The sequence below is a fragment of the Verrucomicrobiia bacterium genome (genome assembly GCA_035765895.1).
Classification (GTDB): Bacteria; Verrucomicrobiota; Verrucomicrobiia; order Limisphaerales; family DSYF01; genus DSYF01.
Genome location: DASTWL010000012.1, coordinates 66,538 through 85,594, shown reverse-complemented (window position 1 = coordinate 85,594; position 19,057 = coordinate 66,538). Strand labels below are relative to the sequence as shown.

Annotated in this window: 19 protein-coding genes and 1 tRNA gene; 9 read left to right on the top strand and 11 right to left on the bottom strand. The window is 64.1% G+C overall.

Annotated features, from left to right (window positions below; all coding sequences use genetic code 11):
* Positions 1-5 precede the first annotated feature (5 nt).
* Complete coding sequence (locus tag VFV96_02780) at positions 6-2,324, bottom strand: carboxy terminal-processing peptidase (GenBank protein HEU5069318.1); 2,319 nt, start codon at positions 2,322-2,324, stop codon at positions 6-8.
* Positions 2,325-2,466: 142 nt separating this feature from the next.
* Between VFV96_02780 and VFV96_02775 the strand changes: the two genes are divergently transcribed.
* The 3 genes from VFV96_02775 to aat are packed head-to-tail and all read left to right on the top strand — an operon-like array spanning position 2,467 to position 3,929.
* Entirely contained in the window at positions 2,467-2,769 is a 303-nt protein-coding gene (locus VFV96_02775; GenBank protein ID HEU5069317.1) for an ATP-dependent Clp protease adaptor ClpS, read from the top strand.
* Positions 2,766-3,242, top strand: a complete 477-nt coding sequence (locus VFV96_02770) for a hypothetical protein (protein HEU5069316.1) — start codon at positions 2,766-2,768, stop codon at positions 3,240-3,242. The genes VFV96_02775 and VFV96_02770 overlap by 4 nt, the downstream gene beginning before the upstream one ends.
* Positions 3,243-3,269: 27 nt before the next feature.
* Positions 3,270-3,929, top strand: a complete 660-nt coding sequence (gene aat, locus VFV96_02765; protein ID HEU5069315.1) for a leucyl/phenylalanyl-tRNA--protein transferase — start codon at positions 3,270-3,272, stop codon at positions 3,927-3,929.
* Between the two features lie 22 nt (positions 3,930-3,951).
* On the opposite strand, the gene VFV96_02760 is transcribed toward aat, so the two are convergent.
* The 3 genes from VFV96_02760 to VFV96_02750 form a co-directional block, all read right to left on the bottom strand.
* Complete coding sequence (locus VFV96_02760) at positions 3,952-4,944, bottom strand: DUF3106 domain-containing protein (GenBank protein ID HEU5069314.1); 993 nt, start codon at positions 4,942-4,944, stop codon at positions 3,952-3,954.
* A complete protein-coding gene (locus VFV96_02755; GenBank protein HEU5069313.1) occupies positions 4,944-5,468 on the bottom strand; it encodes a hypothetical protein in 525 nt (174 codons plus the stop codon). Before VFV96_02755 ends, VFV96_02760 begins: the two co-directional genes overlap by 1 nt.
* A 72-nt stretch (positions 5,469-5,540) precedes the next feature.
* Positions 5,541-6,143, bottom strand: coding sequence for a sigma-70 family RNA polymerase sigma factor (locus VFV96_02750; GenBank protein ID HEU5069312.1), 603 nt, complete (start codon positions 6,141-6,143; stop codon positions 5,541-5,543).
* A gap of 91 nt (positions 6,144-6,234) precedes the next feature.
* Between VFV96_02750 and glnD the strand changes: the two genes are divergently transcribed.
* The 4 genes from glnD (at position 6,235) to VFV96_02730 (ending at position 13,264) form a co-directional block, all read left to right on the top strand.
* Positions 6,235-9,015, top strand: coding sequence for a [protein-PII] uridylyltransferase (gene glnD, locus VFV96_02745; protein ID HEU5069311.1), 2,781 nt, complete (start codon positions 6,235-6,237; stop codon positions 9,013-9,015).
* A 61-nt stretch (positions 9,016-9,076) separates the two neighbouring features.
* Positions 9,077-9,161: transfer RNA gene (locus VFV96_02740), tRNA-Leu, on the top strand.
* A 118-nt stretch (positions 9,162-9,279) separates the two neighbouring features.
* Complete coding sequence (locus tag VFV96_02735) at positions 9,280-12,111, top strand: 4-alpha-glucanotransferase (protein HEU5069310.1); 2,832 nt, start codon at positions 9,280-9,282, stop codon at positions 12,109-12,111.
* A 91-nt stretch (positions 12,112-12,202) separates the two neighbouring features.
* Positions 12,203-13,264, top strand: coding sequence for a family 16 glycoside hydrolase (locus tag VFV96_02730; GenBank protein HEU5069309.1), 1,062 nt, complete (start codon positions 12,203-12,205; stop codon positions 13,262-13,264).
* A 20-nt stretch (positions 13,265-13,284) separates the two neighbouring features.
* Here VFV96_02730 and VFV96_02725 read toward each other — a convergent pair whose 3' ends face one another.
* Both VFV96_02725 and VFV96_02720 read right to left on the bottom strand, forming a co-directional pair.
* Positions 13,285-13,764: a DUF2752 domain-containing protein gene (locus tag VFV96_02725; protein HEU5069308.1), complete on the bottom strand. Its 480-nt coding sequence runs from the start codon at positions 13,762-13,764 to the stop codon at positions 13,285-13,287.
* Position 13,765: 1 nt separating this feature from the next.
* A complete protein-coding gene (locus tag VFV96_02720) occupies positions 13,766-14,467 on the bottom strand; it encodes a hypothetical protein (protein ID HEU5069307.1) in 702 nt (233 codons plus the stop codon).
* Between the two features lie 40 nt (positions 14,468-14,507).
* Between VFV96_02720 and VFV96_02715 the strand changes: the two genes are divergently transcribed.
* The gene (locus tag VFV96_02715) at positions 14,508-14,831 is read left to right on the top strand and encodes a hypothetical protein (GenBank protein ID HEU5069306.1); all 324 of its coding nucleotides are present in this window, start codon (positions 14,508-14,510) and stop codon (positions 14,829-14,831) included.
* 117 nt (positions 14,832-14,948) lie between these two features.
* Here the strand turns inward: VFV96_02715 and VFV96_02710 are convergent, their stop codons facing one another.
* Both VFV96_02710 and VFV96_02705 read right to left on the bottom strand, forming a co-directional pair.
* On the bottom strand, positions 14,949-15,524 hold the full coding sequence (locus VFV96_02710; GenBank protein HEU5069305.1) for a diheme cytochrome c-553: 576 nt from the start codon (positions 15,522-15,524) through the stop codon (positions 14,949-14,951).
* Between the two features lie 51 nt (positions 15,525-15,575).
* Entirely contained in the window at positions 15,576-15,791 is a 216-nt protein-coding gene (locus tag VFV96_02705; GenBank protein ID HEU5069304.1) for a hypothetical protein, read from the bottom strand.
* 161 nt (positions 15,792-15,952) lie between these two features.
* Between VFV96_02705 and VFV96_02700 the strand changes: the two genes are divergently transcribed.
* The gene (locus VFV96_02700; GenBank protein ID HEU5069303.1) at positions 15,953-16,588 is read left to right on the top strand and encodes a response regulator transcription factor; all 636 of its coding nucleotides are present in this window, start codon (positions 15,953-15,955) and stop codon (positions 16,586-16,588) included.
* A 40-nt stretch (positions 16,589-16,628) separates the two neighbouring features.
* Here the strand turns inward: VFV96_02700 and VFV96_02695 are convergent, their stop codons facing one another.
* The 3 genes from VFV96_02695 to VFV96_02685 form a co-directional block, all read right to left on the bottom strand.
* Positions 16,629-17,180 carry a fibronectin type III domain-containing protein gene (locus VFV96_02695; GenBank protein HEU5069302.1) on the bottom strand — a complete coding sequence of 184 codons (552 nt, stop codon included), beginning with the start codon at positions 17,178-17,180 and terminating at the stop codon, positions 16,629-16,631.
* A gap of 434 nt (positions 17,181-17,614) precedes the next feature.
* Positions 17,615-18,631, bottom strand: coding sequence for a hypothetical protein (locus VFV96_02690; protein ID HEU5069301.1), 1,017 nt, complete (start codon positions 18,629-18,631; stop codon positions 17,615-17,617).
* Between the two features lie 48 nt (positions 18,632-18,679).
* Complete coding sequence (locus tag VFV96_02685) at positions 18,680-18,955, bottom strand: hypothetical protein (GenBank protein ID HEU5069300.1); 276 nt, start codon at positions 18,953-18,955, stop codon at positions 18,680-18,682.
* Between the last annotated feature and the right edge of the window lie 102 nt (positions 18,956-19,057).

The following is a 19,057-nucleotide window of genomic DNA, read 5'->3' as shown; positions in this document are numbered from 1 at the left end:
TGGAATTACTTCTTCGCCGTGATCACCTTGTCCAGCAGGTGCAGGTAGTCCACGAGAATGGACTCCGTTTCGTCGAGCGTGGGATCCACAACCGGCGCCTTGTCCGCGCCGGCCGCATCCTCCGCGTCCACGTCGACACCGGCACTGGTGTGGGCGGTGAGCATGGCCGCCGTGGTGGTTGCCCCGGCGAGTGAATTGGTGCTCGCTTCCGGCGCCGGCAATCCGGCCAGTTCCGCCTGCTTCAGGCTGATGTCATAAATGACAGGCTTGAGGCCTTTGCGATTGCGGCGTTCTTCGTCACGGGCCTTCTGGCGCGCATCGTCCTCGGCCTTTTCCTTCAGCCGCACTTTTTCATTGAGGGAAATGGTCTTGTCATCCTGCCGCTTGAGATACTGGGCGATGTCCTGCCGGATGTATTCAAAGTCCTTCGACCTGGCAATGCGGCCGTCGGAGAGCTTGTGCAGTTCCGGCAAATAGGGCGCCACGCGGTCGAGTTTCTGATACTTGGCGCTGGCAATGGTGTCCCACGGCAGCGGGTATTCGAGCGACGCCTCGCCCACGTCCTTGGCGTAGTTGAGCACGGAGGGCAGCACAATGTCCGGCGTCACGCCCTTGAACTGGGTGGACGCGCCGCTGGCCCGGTAAAACTTGCGGATGGTGAACTTGAGTGCGCCTGGTTCAGTGGTGGTGTCCAGATCCGCCATGCGCAAGTAGGCCCGCAACTGGTTCAAGCTTTGCACGGTGCCTTTGCCGTGCGTTGAGGAATCGCCAACAATTAAGGCGCGCCCGTAATCCTGCAACGCAGCGGCCACAATTTCGGAGGCGGACGCGCTGAACCGGCTGGTCAGCACCGCCAACGGCCCGTCCCACAACATCGCCGGGTCCGTGTCCGAATCCACAATCGGATCGCCCTCCGGCCCGCGCACCTGGACCACCGGCCCTTCCTTGATGAACAGGCCGGTGAGCTTGATGGCCTCTTCCAGGGAACCACCGCCATTGCGGCGCAGGTCAAGAATGATGCCGCCGACGTTCTGCTCCTTCATCTTCTTGATCAGCAGTGCCACGTCCACACTGGTGTAGTGCGGCTCTGCCTTGTTCTTGTCCGTGGGCGAATCGATGGGCGCATAAAACGACGGCAGATCAATGACGCCGATGCGGTTGGTCACGCCGCCGTCGCCGGGCAGATCGATGATCTTCGCCTTGGCCTGCTGGTCTTCGAGCGGGATTTCGTCCCGGATCAACGACACGATGTGCCGCTCGGGGGAGTCGGGCTTTTCCAGCGTGAGCCGCACTTCGGTGCCCTTCGCGCCGCGAATGAGCTGCACGGTCTTGTTCAGGTTCATGCCCACGACGTCCACCGGCACGGCATTGCTTTGGGCCACGGCGACAATGCGTTCCTTTTCTTCGATCTGTTTGCTCTTGAGGGCCGGGCCGCCGGGCATGAGGCGTTCGATGGTGCAGTAGCCGTCATCGTCCATCCGCAGTTGTGCGCCGATGCCGAACAGCGCGAGGTTCATGCTGATCTGGAACTGCTGGAGCTGGGATTTGCCGAAGTAATCGGAGTGCGGGTCGTAGATGCGGGCCAGCGAATTCAGGTAAAGCTCGAACACGTCGTCGTGGTCCATTTCCTCGAAAATGTGCAGGTTGCGATGGTAACGCTTGGAAAGCACCTCGGCGATTTCCTCATCCATTGTTTTCGGGGACTTCACCTCCGCCGGGGCGTCGTTCGTGGCGCCGGACTTTTTGGCGGTGGTTTTCTTCTTGGCGGCGTCCGTGCGCGCGAGTTTCTCCTGCAAAAACTCGAAGCGCAGCCGCTCGCGCCACAGATGGTGGGCTTCGTCCATGTCCTTTGGCCAGGGCTGGTCCTTGCGGTTGATCAACACGCGGTCATCCCGGGTGAAGTCAAAATGATTGGTCTGGAGGAGGCTTTCGGCGAACTCGGTCCGTTCGGCGAGCCGCTGGCGGAACACGGTGAAAATTTCGTAGGCTGGCCACGTGTCCCCGCGGCGCAGGATCAGGTCATCCAGGCGCTTGCGGTAGGGCTCGAACTTGTCGATGTCCGTCTGGAGAAAATGCATGTGCTGCGGATCGAGCGTGTTGAGGTAGTAGTCCAGCATCCGGCCCGAGTATTCGTCGTCGAAGGGGTGGCGGGAGTAATGCCCCTGCTCCAGCAGCCGCGCGCAGACGAACGCAATGCGGCCATCATCCGGACCGGGCTTCAATTCCGTCAGCGCGACGGGCGCATTGGTTTCGGCGTGCAATGCCACCACGAGCCAGCCGCACAGCCACACCAGCCCGATCCAGATTCGTTTTGTTTGCTTCATGTCGTTTTAATTTGCCGCAAGATAACACCCTTTCGACCGGCCGCAGCAAGAACCGTTCATTGTCCGCGCGGCGATGGCCCGCGGCCAGCCCCGATTGCGCCGCCCGCTCGACAAGTTTGGCCCGTAAAAGTATTTTTTGGCCATGCCCGACACGGCCACACCTGTCGTCATGCCCGACCTCGAGCCGGACGCCCAGTCCCAAACGGACCTGGAGCCCGGCTATCTTGTCGTGTGTTGGAACGACCCGGTCAACTTCATGGATTATGTGACGCACGTCTTCCAAAAAGTCTTCGGCTGGCCCCGGCAAAAAGCCGAATTTCACATGCTGCAGGTGCATCAAGAAGGCCGCAGCGTGCTCGCCCGCGAGGGGCTGGAAAAGGCCGAGTTTTACGTCCACCAACTGCAAAAATACACGTTGCACGCCACACTGGAGCGCGACGCATGAAACTGCTGCGCGCCACCGACGAGGCCATTGTGTTCAGCCTCAACACCACCGAGCGGGACGTGCTGGTCCAGATATTGGATCTCTATCCACTGGTGCCCGCGGCCCATCAACCGCTGAGCCGCTCCCTCCCGGCCGAACCCGCCGCGGAAGCCCGGCGGCTGCTTGATGAGGCGCTGGCTGAGCAGCGCGCCCACCACAAAGCACGGGTGAAAACGTGGCTGGCCGGCGAAAAGCGGTTCCGCCGCACCAAAGCCGGCTACACCCTCACCGTGCGGCGGGAAGACTCCGAATGGCTGTTGCAGGTATTGAACGACATCCGCGTGGGCAGCTGGCTGCTGCTCGGTTCGCCCGAGGACCGGCAGGAACCCGGCGACGTCGATCCGCAGCTGAACCGGATCTGGGCAGCGATGGAAATCAGCGGCATGTTTGAAATGTTCATCCTGCACGGCCTGGAAGGCCGCTCGCCCATTTGACGCCGCCCGCTTCGTCCGCACCCGCCCATGTCACCCGTCCTGCTCGATCACCGGATGCAATTCCCCAATCCGCGCCTGGCGGATGCCGAAGGGATGGTGGCTTTCGGCGGCGATTTGTCGGCGGACCGGTTGTTGCTCGCCTACCGCAGCGGGATTTTTCCGTGGACCGCGCGGCCGGTCACGTGGTGGTCGCCCGATCCGCGAGGCATCATCGAGCTGGACGGATTCCATGTCCCGCGCCGGCTCGCGCAAATCATCCGCCAGTGCCCTTACAAAATCACCGTGAACCGGGCCTTCCGGGAAGTGATGGCCGGCTGCGCCACGCCCACACCCCGCCGTGGCCAGTCGTGGATTACGCCCGAGTTCATCGCCGCCTACGTGGCGCTGCACGAGCGCGGTCACGCGCACAGCGTCGAATGCTGGCTGGGCGCGGAACTCGTCGGCGGCGTTTACGGCGTGCACGTGGGCGGTCTGTTCGCAGGTGAATCCATGTTCCATCGCGCCGACAACGCCTCGAAGATTGCGCTCGCCCACCTTGTGGAACGCCTGCGCGAACGGGGCTTCCTGCTGTTCGATGTGCAAATGGTCACCCCGGCCACCGCCGCGCTGGGCGCCGGAGAAATCCGCCGCGCGGAATACCTGCGCCGGCTGGCGCGCGCCGTCGAAGCGAAGTGCCGGTTTGCTTGAACCTCTCCCGGACGGACGGACGTTACGGGTTCGTCGAGCCACCCGAGGCGGGCACGGGATGCAGTTGGGCCGCGGCCGGCAAGGGCAGCATGCCCGGCGGCAACGGCGGCCAGTCCGGCACCCGCGTCACCAGTTCCCGCCAGCGCTCGCGCTCCGACGGCGTCATGCGCTGCCAGGCGTCGGCCTGTTTCAAAAAGAGCTGCCGTTCGGGGAGCGTCATGTTCGCAAACTTCTCGAACGCGGCAATGCAGACCGCGCGTTGCTGCGGCGTCAGGTGGCCAAACGCCGTCAGCGTTTGCTCCATGGCTTCCCGTTCGGGGTCGGACAACTTGCGCAGCGCGGTTTCGCGTTCGGACGGGTTCAGGTCAAAAAACTGATTGAGCTGCGTGAAAATGGCGGACCGGTCCTTGTCCGACAGCGATTGCCAGCGTGCCAGCTCGGATTTGACCCGGGCCTGCTGCGCCGGCGACAGGCCGGCCAGAATGGCCTCGCGTTGCGTGGCGTCCGCCCCGCGCAACTGGGTGAAGTAGCGCACCATCTGCTCGTTTTCGAGCATTTCATCCTGCATGGCCGGCGGAAACAAATTCCACGTCTCCAAGCGGGACGTCACAACCGCCCGCATCGGCTCGGGGATTTGCGCGAGCAAGGGTGGGCGGTTGGTCGCGGGGACCGGCATCAGTTGCAGCAAATAATGCCGGAGTTCGGTGGCCTGCAAACGCAGCTCCCGTTCTTCCGGAGACAACGCAAGGTATTCCTTGATCTTGGCCTCCAAGGGTTCGCGCATGCCGGGCGGGCGCAAGGACAGCAACTCCTCGCGTTCTTCGGGCGTCTTGAGCAGCAGTTCACGGAACACTTGCACCGGAGAAGGCGCCAGCGTGACGGGCGGGGTCGTTGTGGACGCTGAGGCATTTGTTGGGGCATTTGTGGATGCCGCCGGCGTGACCGTGGCCGTCAGGCAAAGCGCCAGAGCCACCAGCCCCGTCCAACGCCGCACACTGGGGTTTCCGTAATGCATTATTTGGCGAGCGCCTGCAGTTCCGGTCCCAGCGCGAGCAGTTGAACGTCCGCCGCCGGGGTGAGATTGATGCGGCGGATGACCTCCAAATCCTGCAACACTTCCGGGCTGGGCACGGGCGTGACTTCCGCCGCCGCCGCGAGTTGGCGCATGGCCTCGACCCGCGCGACCTGCTGTTGATGCCGGTGCACCGCCACACCAGCGAACAACCCCGCCGCCACGACGGCAGCGGCCACGGCGGTGCGCGGGACCCAACCAACCCAACCCAACCAAAATTTTCCCCGCGCACCGACCGTGGCCAAATCGCCCCGCTCAAGGGCCGCCAGCACCCGCGCCGTGAGATTGGAAGGCGCCGCCGCTTCGGGCAGCCGGGCGAGCGCCGCGCTCAGGGCGGCATCCGCTTCCCAATCGGCCCGCGCCCCGGGATGGGCCGCGAACCAGGCTTCGAGCTGGGCCTGTTCCGCCGGCGTCAAAGGCCGTCGCCAGGCCTGCTCACGCAGTTGTTCAAGCGGGTCAAGTTTCATGGCTCGACAGGGGGTTAATCACCGGTCCCGGTGAAAAGTTGCGTCGTTGAAAGGGAATCGATTGGATCCGGCTCATGATGTCCATTCTCCGGTTTTCAAGTAGGCCTTCAACCGCTGCTTCAACGTTTCGCGGCCGCGGAAAATCAGTGATTTCGTGGCCGCCAGCGAGCAGCCCAGCACGCGGGCAATCTCCTCGTAGCTCAACTCATCCCGCTGACACAGCAGGATGGCTGTGCGCTGGTTCTCGGGCAAATCCCCGAGGGCCTCGGCGAGTTTCGCCTCGAGTTCGCCATGCAGCAAGGCCCCGGGCGGCTGGGGCGCCGCCCGGTCCTCAATTTGCGGCGCGATGTCCTCGGCGCCGGTGTGGGCCGAACCGTCGAGCGATTCGGCCGGGTGCCGCGCGCGGCGGCGGATTTCATTCAGGCAGAGGTTGCGGGCGATGGTGTAAATCCACGTGGAGAATTTGGCGCTGGCCTGATACCGCCGGGCGGATTTCCAGACCTGCACAAACGTGGCCTGCGCCAGATCCTCGGCCTCGGTTTCGTCCCGCAGGGTGCGCAGGATGAAGTTATAGATGGGCTGCTCGTATTTGCGCACGAGTTCCGTGAATGCGTCGCGGTCGCCGCGTTGAACGCGGAGCATCAGCGCGGCATCAGGATCGGAACGGGCGGGCATTACGGCGGCCAAGTTAAGGAAACACCAGCAGGCGAACAAGGTTGCGCCGCGCTTGCGTTCAAGCCGGTATGCCCCAAAGTGTGCGCCGGACATGCAGACCTTGCTCCAGAAAATCGAGACCAGCGCCGCCACCCGGCTGGTCCTGCCCGCCGGACGCCAGCCGTCCCAGGAACTCGCGCGTTACAAGGCCTTCCTCAAGGTCGAAACGCACCGCCTCAAGATGCTGCACCGCGCCGGCGCCGGCGGCCGCGAAGTCTGCGCCGCACGTGCCCACATCCTTGACGTGCTGTTGCGGCATTTCTGGGACACGGCCAAGCAGAGCCTGTCCCCGCAGGCGCAGAAGGAGTTTCCCAAAATCGCGCTGATCGCCCTGGGCGGCTACGGCCGCGGCGAGTTGAATCCGCACAGCGACATTGATTTCATGTTCCTGCACAACGGCCAGGTGGTCGGCGCGGGCAAGCCGCATCCCTATCTGGCCCGCATGCTGGACGGCATCCTGTATCCGCTGTGGGATCTGGGCTTCAAGATCGGGCATTCGGTCCGTTCGCTGGAGGAATGCGTCAAGGTGGCCAACAGCGACATGCAGTCGAAAACCTCCGTGATCGAGTCCCGGCTGATCGCCGGTGACCAGGGGTTGTTCGAGAAATTTCAGCAGACCATCGTGGCCAAATGCGTCAAGGGCCACGCCGATGAATACATCGCCGCCCGCATGGAGGATCAATCCGCCCGGCGGACCAAGTTTGGCAATTCGGCGTTCATGCTGGAGCCGAACGTGAAGAACGGCTGCGGCGGCCTGCGGGATTACCAGAACCTGCTGTGGATGGCCTTCTTCAAGCACGGCACCCGCTCGCTCGCGGACCTGCAGGCGCGGGAATTCATCAGCGCCACGGAACGCAAACAACTCGAGGCTGCCTACGATTTTCTGCTCCGCGTGCGCACGGAGATGCACTACGAGGTGCCACGCCTCACGGATGTGCTGACGAAGAACCTGCAGCCGGCCATCGCGCACGGGCTGGGCTACCACGAACGCTCGGCCAGCCGCCGCATCGAGCGTTTCATGCGCGATTTCTACACGCACACCCGCAACGTGTTTTTGATCACGCGCACGCTGGAACAACGCATGGCCATCCTGCCGCCCCAATTGTCCCGGTTCTCCCTGCGCAAGCTCCTGCCGCGGCAGAAGCCCGTTGCCGTCGAACCAGTGGACGGTTTCAAGTTCATCAACGGCGAGATTCACGCCGCCTCGCCGCGGGTGTTCCGCGATTCCCCCCGGCGCCTGATGCGCGTGTTTCTGCACGCCCAACAACGCGGCCTCCAGTTGCATCCCGACCTCGTGCAGTTGATCCGGAATCAACTGCCGCTCGTGGACCGGGCGTTCCTCGCCGATGCCCATGTGCATGAGAGTTTCCTCGCCATCCTCAACCAGCGTGGCGACGTCGCGCGCGTGCTGCGGGCCATGCATGAGACGGGCTTGCTCGGCAAATACATTCCCGAATTTGGCAAGCTCACCTGCCTCGTGCAGCACGAGTTCTATCACCAATACGCCGCCGACGAACACACCCTGATGTGCCTTGAACAGCTTGACCGGGTGTGGGAGGGCAAGACCGCCCCCTACGCGGAATACACCAGCCTGTTGCAGGAACTCGAACATCCCTACCTGCTCTACCTCGCCCTGCTGCTGCACGACGTCGGCAAGGCGGGCGGCCATGGCAAACACGCCGAAGTCGGCGGCAAACTCGCCCAGCGCGTGGCCCGCCGGCTACACCTGGAGGAGGGCGCCATTGACACGTTGCAGAACGTGATCGCCCATCACCTGCTCATGGCCATCACCTCGCAACGCCGCGACCTGGACGATCCGGACGTGGTGGCGACCTTCGCCCGCCAGTTGCAAACGCCTGAAAACCTGAAGCTCCTCACCCTGCTGACCTTCGTGGATTCGGTGGCGACGAGCGACAAATTGTGGAACGGCTTCAAGGATTCGCTCCTGTGGATTCTGCACCGCAAGGCGATGAAGCTGTTGACGGGCGGCACGGAATTCCTCCGCGCCGAGGAAAAGCAGCGCGAGTCCCTCATGCGCGAAGTCTGCCAGGAACTCCCGGCGAGCCTCGAAGCGGACGAGGCGGAGGCCCATTTTGCCGCCATGCCGCCCCGCTATTTCCTCGTGCACAACAACGCGGACCAGATTGTCGAGGACATCGAACTCGTCCACCGCTTCATGCAGCAGCAGGTGGGTGAAGACGGGCACGCGCTGGCGCCGGCGACCCGCTGGCAGCATCAACGCGACCGCGGTTACAGTGACGTGCGGATCTGCACGTGGGACCGCGCCGGGCTGTTCAGCCACATTGCCGGCGCCCTGAGCGCCACGGGCTTGAACATCCTCCGCGCACAGGTGTTCACCCGCAAGGACGGCATCGTGCTCGACGTGTTTTCCGTCACTGACGGCCGCACCGGCTCCCTCGCCGACCCGGAACAAACCGAGGAATTTGACGACCTGCTGGGCCGCGTGCTCACCACGGCGGATTTCGACCTCACCGCGCTGATTGCCAAACAGCGCCGGGCCCGGACGCTTTACCAGGATTACAGCGGCGAACCCATCGTCACCCAGATCACCCTCGACAACGAGGCGTCGGCCGAACGCTCGCTGATCGACATCGAAACCGAGGACACCATCGGCCTGCTGCACGGCATTTCCCAGGCGATGGCCGAATTGAAGCTCAACATCTCCTCGGCGCGGATCAGCACCGAAAAGGGGGCGGCCATTGACAGCTTTTACGTGCGGGAAGCCGACGGCAAAAAGATTGCGGCCGGGGAGCGCTGGGAGGCCATTGAACGCAACCTGCGCCGGGCCATCGAAAAACTGGAACGCCGCTAAGCGCGCATTTGGGCTTGCTCCCGCGCCCGCCCCGGCGTATCAAACTCGGGCAACTCGCGCTGCGCACGTGGCGGAATTGGCAGACGCGCTAGATTCAGGTTCTAGTGAGTAACATCGTGCAGGTTCAAGTCCTGCCGTGCGCACCATCTTGGAATTCCCTCCTGTTTTCGCATCCAGTCGGCATGGGCGGCCATTGCGGTCGTCTGAACCGGCGCCGGTTGTTTCCATTGGCAATCGCCCGCCGGTTGTTGCAAACCTTGGCGCATGAAGGTGAGTTTCAAGCTGCGGTTCCACACCGAATTCGGGCAATCCCTGCACCTCACCGGTCCGCATCCCTGGCTCGGCAACGACCACCCGGACCACGCCCTGCCGTTGCAGTATCACGACGCGGAAAGCTGGGTCGGTTCCCTCGAAATCCCCACTCCCGAGGCCCTGCCCGCCGACGGTCTGGCCTATCATTACCTCCTCCGGGAAGCCGACGGTTCCATCGTCAGCGACTGGGGCACGGATCGCCGGCTCACGCGGGAACTGTGCGCACAGGGCGACGTGTTGGTGGTGGATGCCTGGAACGCCGCTGGCTTCGTCGAAAACGCCTTCTACACCGAACCGTTCAAGGCCGTGCTTTTGCGCGAGCGGCAAACCCCGTTCCAGACGCCCGCGCCGGCCAACGGCACGCATACCTTCAAGGTGAAGGCCCCGCTGCTGGCGCGCGGCCAGACGTTGTGCCTGCTCGGCAGTGCCGCCGCGCTCGGCCGTTGGGAAACCACGAATCCCGTTCTGCTCAACCGGATGCCCGGCGAGGACTTTTTGACGGCGACCCTCGCCCTCGCGGGCGATGCGTTGCCGCTCGAATACAAATACGGCGTGTTCGATCTGGAACGGCGGTTTCTGCTGGCTTACGAAACGGGCGAAAACCGCCGACTCGAAGAGCCTGCCGCGCCGCGGCGCCGGGTGGTCGTGAATGACGGCTTCGCGCGGCTGCCCGCCCCAGACTGGAAGGGCGCTGGCGTCGCCATCCCGGTGTTCAGCCTGCGCAGCGAAAGCAGTTTTGGCGTGGGCGAATTCGCAGATCTCAAACCGCTCGCCGACTGGTGCGCCCAGACCGGCCTGAAACTGATCCAGGTCCTGCCGGTCAACGACACGACCGCCACGCATGCGTGGACGGATTCGTATCCGTATTCGGCGATTTCGGCCTTCGCACTGCATCCGCTTTACCTGAACCTCGCGGCGCTGGCCACGGGCCGGGCCAAAACCTGGTTGCGCGAGCTCGAACCGGAGCGCCAGCGGCTCAACGCCCTGCCCGAGCTGGATTACGTCGCCGTCATGCAGGCCAAGCTGGCGTTCCTGAAAAGGGCCTGCACCGCGCAACGCGCCAAAACGTTTCAAAGCGCGGCGTATCGAAAATTCTTCGCCGAAAACCAGCCCTGGCTGACGCCTTACGCCGTGTTCTGTTGTCTGCGCGACAAATACGGTTCGGCCGATCCGCGGCAATGGCCGGCACACCAGCGTTGCACGCCCGCGGAGATTGCCGCGCTCGCGGACGAAAGTGCGCCGGACTTCGACGCCGTGGCGTTGCATTACTTCATCCAGTTTCACCTGCACCGGCAGTTGCAGGAGGCCGCCGAGCATGCCCACGCGCGCGGCGTGATTCTGAAGGGCGACATTGCGATTGGCGTCTCGCGTTACGGGGCGGATACCTGGCAGGCGCCGGAACTTTACGATCTCAGCGTCCAGGCGGGCGCGCCGCCCGATCCGTTCGCAGAAAAAGGTCAGAACTGGAGTTTCCCCACCTACAACTGGCCGCGCATGATGGAGGATGGGTTTGCGTGGTGGCGCCAGCGGTTCGCCCAGATGGGCCACTACTTCGACGCGTTCCGCATCGACCACATCCTCGGCTTCTTTCGCATCTGGAGCATTCCCGCGCACGCCGTGGAAGGCATCATGGGGCATTTCGTGCCGGCGATTCCCGTGGACCTCGCCGAATTCGCGGCCCGCGGGATTCCCTTCGATCGCGCCCGTTATCTCGCACCGTTCATCACCGACGCCGTGCTGCGGGAAATGTTCGGTGCCGGGGCGGAGGCGGTCAAAGCCACGTTCCTCCAGCCGGTGGCGCCCGGGCAATTCGCGTTGCGCCCGGAATTCGCCACGCAGCGGCAGGTGGAGGAGCATTTCAGCGAACGCGCCTCCGTGCCTCCCGCGAACCGGGCAGTGGGACAGGCATCCTGCCGGTCCAGTGCGGCGGATGAATTGGATGAGTCACCGGACAGGCAGGATGCCTGTCCCACTACGGAATTCGCCGCGGCCCCAACCCAGGACGATCAACGCCTCAAACTCGGCCTCTTCGAACTCATCAGCAACGTGCTGCTGTTCGCGGCGGACGGCGACGGCGGACGGCAGTTTCATTTTCGGTTTCACATGGAGAAGACCGCCTCGTTCCGCGCCCTGGATGCCGGCACGCAGGCGCGGTTGCGCGAGCTGTATGTGGATTACTTTTTCCGCCGGCAGGATGGGTTCTGGCGGACGCAGGCCATGCAGAAGCTGCCAGGGTTGAAGCGCGCCACCAACATGCTCATCTGCGGCGAAGACCTCGGGCTCGTGCCCGGCTGCGTGCCCGGCGTGATGAAGGAACTCGGCCTCCTCAGCCTCGAAATCCAGCGCATGCCCAAAACTCCGGACCGGGCCTTCGCGCGTCCCGCGGAGGCGCCCTACCTCAGCGTGGTCACGCCCTCGACGCACGACATGAGCACCCTGCGCGGCTGGTGGGCCGAGGATGCGCAACTGACGCAACGTTTCTTCAATGAGGAACTCGGACGGGCGGGCGCCGCGCCGGCAGATTGTTCCGGCGAATTGAACGAGGCCATCATCCGCCAGCATCTCGCATCGCCGGCCATGTGGAGCATTTTTCAATTGCAGGACTTGCTGGGCATGGACGAATCGTTGCGCCGTGAGGATCCGCACGCCGAGCGCATCAATGTGCCCGCCAATCCGCGGCATTACTGGCGCTACCGGATGCATCTGACCACCGAAACACTGCGCGCCGCCGGGGGCTTCAACGCCCGGCTGCGCGCGCTGGTCGAACACTACGGACGCGCGTGAACCGGCGGAGCCTCGTGAACCAGCCGGCGCAGACCGGCATAAAATCCCTTGGGCTGTCCCCTTCCCTGCGCTATCAATGCCGCACCAAATTATGAAGAACCACCTCTTGTCGTTGGCGCTCCGGCGCTGCTGTCCTTTGTCCGTGCTCGGCGCGCTGCTGGGTTTCCACTTCACGGCCGGCGCCGCGCCCGATCCCAACTGGCTGGATCATGATCGCGACCGGCCCTTGCCGCCGGTGGTCAACCCGGGCACGGCGAGCACGCCCGACAAGGCAGGCCAGCCGCCATCCGATGCCGTGGTGCTGTTCGATGGCAAGGACCTCTCACAGTGGTGCGACATGGACGGCAAGCCGACGAAATGGATCGTCCGCGACGGTTACATGGAATGCGTGCGCGGCAGCGGCTTCATTCGCACGCTGCAAAATTTCGGCGACTGCCAGCTCCATGTGGAATGGGCGACGCCGTCTCCCGCGCACGGCGAGGGCCAGGGCCGCGGCAACAGCGGCGTGTTCCTGGGCCGCGATCGTTACGAGGTGCAGGTGCTCGATTCCTACGGCAACAAGACCTACGCCGACGGCTCGGCTGGTTCGGTTTACGGCCAGTATCCGCCGCTCGTGAATGTCTGCCGGCCGCCCGGCGAATGGCAGGCCTACGACATCCTCTACACCGCGCCGCGCTTTGACGCCGCCGGCAAGCTGCTTTCGCCGACGCGCCTGACGGTGTTTCAAAACGGCGTGCTGGTGCAAAACAACGTGGAACTGACCGGCCCGACCAGCTGGCTTGAGCGGGCGCCCTACTCGCCGCACCCGGAAAAGCAGCCCCTCTGCCTCCAGGACCACGGCAACCCGGTTCGTTACCGCAACATCTGGGTGCGTGAACTGGGCAAGCCCGGCAAAAAGGAATTCACGCTCGCGACGGACGCGCTCGACCAATACACCGGCAAATACGGCGGCGTGGAAGTGGCGCGCGACGGCGACCAGCTCGTCGCCACCGTCGGCGGCGTGAAGTTCGTGCTGTTCGCCGAATCGACCACGAAGTTCTTCGCCAAGACCACCGACGTGCAGTTGGAGTTCAAATCCGTCTCGGGAGGCAAGGCCCAGGAAGTCGTCTGGTCCGTCGGTGAAGGCGCCAACACCGCCAAGCGCACCAACTGACGGCGCGTTGCCGGGCCATGTCAGGCCCGCAGCCAGGCCGCGCCGAGGTGCACCAGCGCCCGCGCGACACCAAAGCCAACGAACACCGCCACGAACGCGAGATAAAGCGTGTTGAAGAGGCGCGCCCGCGCCTCGACAAACCCTGCCAGCCGTCGGCGCACGACGGCGGGCAGCAGGCTTTGCGCGGCGGTGAACAGAAACAATCCGAGGATGAGCAGGCCCATGGGGTGATAGTGCCAGCTCGCCGCAAACAGGCCCCGGACGCCGCAACTCAGGCTCCGCGTCAGGCCGCAGCCGGGACACGGGACGCCCGTGGCCGTTTCCACCCAGCACAGGGCCACGCCCGAACCGTGCGGCGGCGAGAGCACCGCCAACGTCAACCCAAGCCACGCGGCCACGACACAGTGTTTCCCCAGCCAGAACACCGACGCGGGTTGCGCGCGCTGGAATCCCCGCCACTCCGCGGAGGGCGTCCGTTGAACTGGACCGGCATGCGTCATGTCATCCGGCAAATTTGCCAATAAACCGCAATCCAATGTTCAGCACCACGGCAAATCCATAGAGCACCTTCAAGGTGTCGTTCTCGCTGATCTTGAAGACGAAGTAGATCGCGTAAATCGGAATGCACAGGGCAAGGAAGCCCGTCCCCACGCTCTCGCGGAACGCGGCCACCAACACCATGATGTGCACGGTGAGCACATACAGCACCGTCACGGCGACAAACCCAAGCATCATGGCTGGATTCTGCCGGCCCAGCGCATAGAACACGCCGAGCAAAACCACCACCAACCCGAGATACGGCCACGGCGTGGCATACCACGGCGCTTCGCCGGAACGGACCTGAGGCTTGCCCGGCGCGGCCGGACGCCCGGCCACCGTGCGTTGGCGGGTCACCAAATTGTAGCCGCATTTGGTGCAGAGCACCGCCCCGCGCGCCAGGGCATTACCGCAGGACGGACAGGCGTTGGTGCCGGCGGACGGCGGCTGATGCAGTGGTGGTGGCGCTTCGGCGGCAGCGGGAGCGGCCGTGGAACCGCGAATGGTCAACCGCACCGGTGGCGCGGCGGTGGCCGGCCCGGTAGCGGGAGCCGGCACCGTCAAACTGCCGTGACAGGCGGGACAGTTGATTTGCATGCCGGCGTAGCCCTCATCCGCCTGAATGTGTTGCTGACAATGGGGGCAGGAGAATTTGAAGTCGGCCATAAATTTTTTTGGCGAACTGCGCTTCTGGAATAAGCGCAGCTTGGCAAACGCCAAGTCCGGCGTCAACTGCGCCGAGGCCAGCCCGACGGGCGGCGGCAAGAAGTTGGACATCCGACACTCCCCCGGGCTTTACAACGAGTTTGCCAACGCGTTAAAACGCGGCATGCGATTTGGCACGCTGATGCTTGCCCTGCTCGGAGTCGTGCTGGTGGTGCTTGCCGGTTACTGGATGACGACCCATTTCCTATCCGACCAGGCCCGCTGGGACCGGCGCCGCCGGCGCAGCAATCGCCCCGTCGTCAATCGCCGCCGCCAGCCAGCCGTCAAATTCAGCGTTCGCTGGAAGAAGCCCCGCAAACGGTGACGCCGTTCCGCGCGAAATCTCCAGCTCCCGACCCGCCAAAGCAGAACCCCGCCGGCCTCCGGCGCGCGGGCCGGATACACGACGGGGTTGAAGGATTTTAAACGTCCCGGCGGCGGTTCACTCGAAGGTGACTTCGTCGTGCGGTCCGATGGGATGCGGCACGTGATTGGTGATCGCCGGAATGGTTCGCAGGTAGGCAAACACGGCCTTGATGTCGTCATCGCTCAAACCGGCCACGGCGCGCCACGGCATGGGCGGCAGGATTCCGCGCCCGTCGCCCATGTGTTTGCCGGTGCGCATCGCCTTCACAAACATCGCCTCCGTCCAGATGCCCAGCCCGGTATTCTTGTCCGGCGTGAGGTTGGCGGCATAACTGATGCCCCACGGTCCGGCCCACGCGGTCATGCCCGCCGTCGCGGCGAACCATGGACCTTGCTTCAACTCCGGCGGCGGCAGCTTGGTGCCTTCCGGATGGCCCGAAAGCATGCGGCTGAAATCCGGCACGGGCCCCTGGTCGGTCATCTTGAGCGGCGTGTGGCAGTCATTGCAGCCGCCGTATTGCACGAGGTATTTGCCCCGGGCCACGCGCGCCTCCGTAACGGCGGCCGAGGGCTGGGGCTGGCTGGCGCCGAACAGGAGCAGCGAGGAGACGGCCACAAGTCCGGCCAGCACGATGAGTTGAATGGGTTTCATGGGATGAGGTTGTTTGGCTTTGAGGTTTGGATTTTTAACAAGATTCGGAAATCACTCGGCCGCGGATTTGCGCCACGCATCACCGCCGCTCGCCTGCCACGCCGCGAGCTCCGCGGCGAGTCGCGCCGCGTGCAACGGGCGGGCGGCCCGTGACCGGGGCGGCACCGTGAACGAAACCAGCCCGGCGGGCAGCCGCCGCCGGTTTTGCGCGCGCACCAGGGCCAGCGCCACCGGCGTGCGGCGGACTTTGAACAGTTCGTTTGTCATGCCGCAGTGAATACGGCCAACCCGTGGAAGGAACAATGGACCGAAAGGTCCAGTGCGCGCGGCCCGCGGCTGGAGGACAATATCACCACGTGGGGACAGCTCCGGGCCCGCTCGCGATTCCACCGGGACAAGCGGATCGGCACGAGTTCCCGTCTGATGCCATGAAGAAAATCCTCGTCATCGAAGACGAACCGGAAATGCGCCGCAACCTGACCACGGTGTTGCGGCTCGAACAATTTCAGCCGCTGGCCGCCGAGAACGGCGTCGTGGGCGTGGCGCTCGCACGGCAGGAACAGCCCGATCTGATTCTGTGCGACGTGATGATGCCGGAGCTCGACGGTTACGGCGTCCTCACCGCGCTGCGGACCGAGGCGGCCACGGCAGCCGTTCCGTTCATTTTTCTCACGGCCAAAGGCGAGCGCCCGGACGTCCGCGCCGGCATGAACCTGGGCGCCGACGATTACCTGACCAAGCCCGTGGCCAAGGCGGAATTGCTTGCGGCCATCCACTCGCGCCTCGCACGTGCAACACACCAGGGCACCGCCGCATTCAGGCCCAACTTTGACTCCGCCAGGCCGCTGGAAGAATCACTCGGGCTCACGCCGCGAGCTGCGGAGACGTTGCTGTGGTTGACCCAGGGCAAGACCAACGCGGAAATCGCCGTCATCCTGGGCAACAGCGAATCAACCGTTAAGAAGCACGTGCTCGAAATCTTCGCGAAGCTCGCCGTCGAGACACGCACTGCCGCCAGCCTGCGCGCGCTGGAAGTGCTGGCTTCGCCCGCGGCCCGGCGCTGAAGCCAGGGCCGCCAGCCGGTTTTGCGCCGCGCAAAACCGCTCAGTGAATTTGCAACCGGTAAAACCGGCTGCTCGCGCCGGCGCTCTGGGGATCTTGAAACTCCGTCCAACTATAACTGGTCGCGAGCCCGGTTTGCCACACGGTGCTCCACGAGTTCAAATCCGTGGACACCTGCAGTTCATACCAGTGCGCCGGCGCCACGGGAAATTGCAGGCGCATCAAGCGGGAACCCGCCGCGGGCGGCAGAATTTTCAGGGGCACGGGCACCGTGAAGGTGGCGCGGTTGGACGGCAGGCTTTCGAGCCCGCTCGCATCGTAGGCGGTGACGGTAAAATCGTAGCGCAACCCTTCCTTCAGTCCGGTCACCGTCACCTGCGTGCCCGCCCCCGCATCCAGCCGGGTCGGCACCAGCGCGTTTTCCTCCAGTGAATACACGAAGTAGCCGGCCACGTCCGGACTGGCACTGGCGTCCCACGCCAGTTGAATGGTTCGTTCCGCCCGGGCCGCCGGGCCGAGGCCGGCCACCAGCAGTATCAACCCCAACCAGCCCATCGCCCGCATTCCGCCACGCATCAACAATCGCTTGTTCAACACTCAAACTTTCCATGACGCCGCCCGGCTCCGGAACGTGGCGCTGTCTTGATCCCCGGGCTGCCCGCCCGGCCATCTCGACCGGGACGGGTTCAGCTCTCCCGCGAATCGGAACCCGCCGCAAAACAAAACTCACCCCGACGCACGCCAGCCATTCAGGAGCCGCACGGCGAGGTTAAAAACACTGCCGCCACGGGTTCCGCCGCCTCCCTTGGCAAGGAGCGTGCCAGCGTCACGGAAAATGTTGCAACCCGCGACAACCGTGGAAAATCCGGCGTTTCATGAAGAAGTGAAGCCCGGGCGGGGGCAGGAAACGTTGCAGGCTGCAAGGAAATCGCACGGCGCCAATCGCAGATTGCGAGAACGCATTTGCCGTCACAGCGCGGCGCGCACGCAAGCCAGCGGCGAGAAACGATGCGGGCGCCAATGGCGAATCACGGCGCCGGCGCGTTGGTGGCGCCGACCGAGACCGCCGCGGATTTGACGTCCGCCGCCGGAAGATTCGTCGCCCCGGCGGCTTCCCGTTCTTTCTCGTCCACGTTGCGGCGCACGCGATCCCGCAATTCGGCCAGTTCGGGATGGGTGACCGCATCAAGATGGCGCCGCGCCGCGGCGTAACGGCCCGCGTTCAATTCCGTCCGCGCCAGGTGAATGAACACACCCTCACGCGCCAGGCTGCCGTCTGCCAGTTTCAGCGCGTAATTCCACGCCGCCAGCGCAGCCTCGGAGCGGGGCGGCTTGATGCCGTAGTAGGTCATCGCAATGTCTGTCGCGAGCAGGAAGTTCGTCGGGTCGAGGCTCAGGGCGTTGGAATAAAGCATCAGCGCCTTGTCGAAGACCTGCTGCTCGTTGATGCCGTAATACGCCATGGCATCCTTGCGGAAGAGAAACACCGTGGTCCCGAAATTGTGATAGTAAACCGGCTCCTTCGGGTCGAGTTCGATGGCCTTCTCGTAATGCGCAAAGGCGTTCGTCACCGGACTGTAATGCCCGTAGTAATTCGCCAGGTTGTTCCACACCGCCGGGTTTTTGGGATCCACCTCCTTCGCCTTGAGCATCTGCGCCAGAGCCGCGTCTTCCTGGTGGATGTCTTCGAGGAAACTGGCGTAGGCGAGCCGGGCCCGGCTGTGGTTGGGATGTTGCTGGAGAAAATCCTCGTAAGCCTTCCGAATCGGCGCCAGCCGCGTCATGATGCGCCGGTTCAATTCGTCATTCGGCACGCCCGCGCCCTGCTCCGCAAACGTGCGGTTTTCCTGAATCCAGCCATCAATCTCCTTCAGCGCCGCATCGTCGTCGGTCATCAGCTTCTCGTAAGCCAGTTCGACGGGATCGTTCGTGGCCGAAATCGCGGGCACCGAAGCGCTGGTGACAGCGCGCTCCCGACCGACGGGTTCCGCACCACAACGCCCCGCCGTCAACACGGCGAGCAAGCCAAACCAAAGCCATTTCACGCGGGCACGCTAGCACGCGCCGGGGCGAAGTCGAGGCGCGGCTTGCCGTCAATTGGCTTCCAGCACCTTGTAGAGCCGGTTGTCCACGAAGATGCGGTTGCGATGACCGAACAGCTGTTTGCGCTGCTTTTCGATGCGGACCTGGTGCCGTTCCTGTTCGCCCACCGTGAAGTCATGCACTTCAAACGTGGGCTCGTTGAACAGGCGGACGGAACGGCGGATGGGCTGTTCGTTGACTTTGACGACCAGCCGGCCGGCGAGCTGGTTGAAACTATATTCGATGTGGTGCTTCTCGGTTTCGCCAATGACGAAGGTGAATTTCATAAGGGTGGTTTTCGCAGGCTGAATTGCTCATCGCAGAACCCGTGCCACCACCCGCGGCCGCAACCGTGCAGCCGTTCACCGTCCGAGTGTCCCAGTTCGGGT

Excerpts from the sequence above, each read along its gene's own strand:
- VFV96_02780 (HEU5069318.1), bottom strand. The coding sequence starts at position 2,324 with ATGAAGCAAACAAAACGAATCTGGATCGGGCTGGTGTGGCTGTGCGGC.
- aat (HEU5069315.1), top strand. The coding sequence starts at position 3,270 with ATGTCACCCGTCCTGCTCGATCACCGGATGCAATTCCCCAATCCGCGC.
- VFV96_02720 (HEU5069307.1), bottom strand. The coding sequence starts at position 14,467 with ATGGCCGACTTCAAATTCTCCTGCCCCCATTGTCAGCAACACATTCAG.
- VFV96_02705 (HEU5069304.1), bottom strand. The coding sequence starts at position 15,791 with ATGACAAACGAACTGTTCAAAGTCCGCCGCACGCCGGTGGCGCTGGCC.
- VFV96_02710 (HEU5069305.1), bottom strand. The coding sequence starts at position 15,524 with ATGAAACCCATTCAACTCATCGTGCTGGCCGGACTTGTGGCCGTCTCC.
- VFV96_02775 (HEU5069317.1), top strand. The coding sequence starts at position 2,467 with ATGCCCGACACGGCCACACCTGTCGTCATGCCCGACCTCGAGCCGGAC.
- VFV96_02760 (HEU5069314.1), bottom strand. The coding sequence starts at position 4,944 with ATGCATTACGGAAACCCCAGTGTGCGGCGTTGGACGGGGCTGGTGGCT.
- glnD (HEU5069311.1), top strand. The coding sequence starts at position 6,235 with ATGCAGACCTTGCTCCAGAAAATCGAGACCAGCGCCGCCACCCGGCTG.
- VFV96_02770 (HEU5069316.1), top strand. The coding sequence starts at position 2,766 with ATGAAACTGCTGCGCGCCACCGACGAGGCCATTGTGTTCAGCCTCAAC.
- VFV96_02685 (HEU5069300.1), bottom strand. The coding sequence starts at position 18,955 with ATGAAATTCACCTTCGTCATTGGCGAAACCGAGAAGCACCACATCGAA.
- VFV96_02700 (HEU5069303.1), top strand. The coding sequence starts at position 15,953 with ATGAAGAAAATCCTCGTCATCGAAGACGAACCGGAAATGCGCCGCAAC.
- VFV96_02755 (HEU5069313.1), bottom strand. The coding sequence starts at position 5,468 with ATGAAACTTGACCCGCTTGAACAACTGCGTGAGCAGGCCTGGCGACGG.
- VFV96_02725 (HEU5069308.1), bottom strand. The coding sequence starts at position 13,764 with ATGACGCATGCCGGTCCAGTTCAACGGACGCCCTCCGCGGAGTGGCGG.
- VFV96_02735 (HEU5069310.1), top strand. The coding sequence starts at position 9,280 with ATGAAGGTGAGTTTCAAGCTGCGGTTCCACACCGAATTCGGGCAATCC.
- VFV96_02750 (HEU5069312.1), bottom strand. The coding sequence starts at position 6,143 with ATGCCCGCCCGTTCCGATCCTGATGCCGCGCTGATGCTCCGCGTTCAA.
- VFV96_02730 (HEU5069309.1), top strand. The coding sequence starts at position 12,203 with ATGAAGAACCACCTCTTGTCGTTGGCGCTCCGGCGCTGCTGTCCTTTG.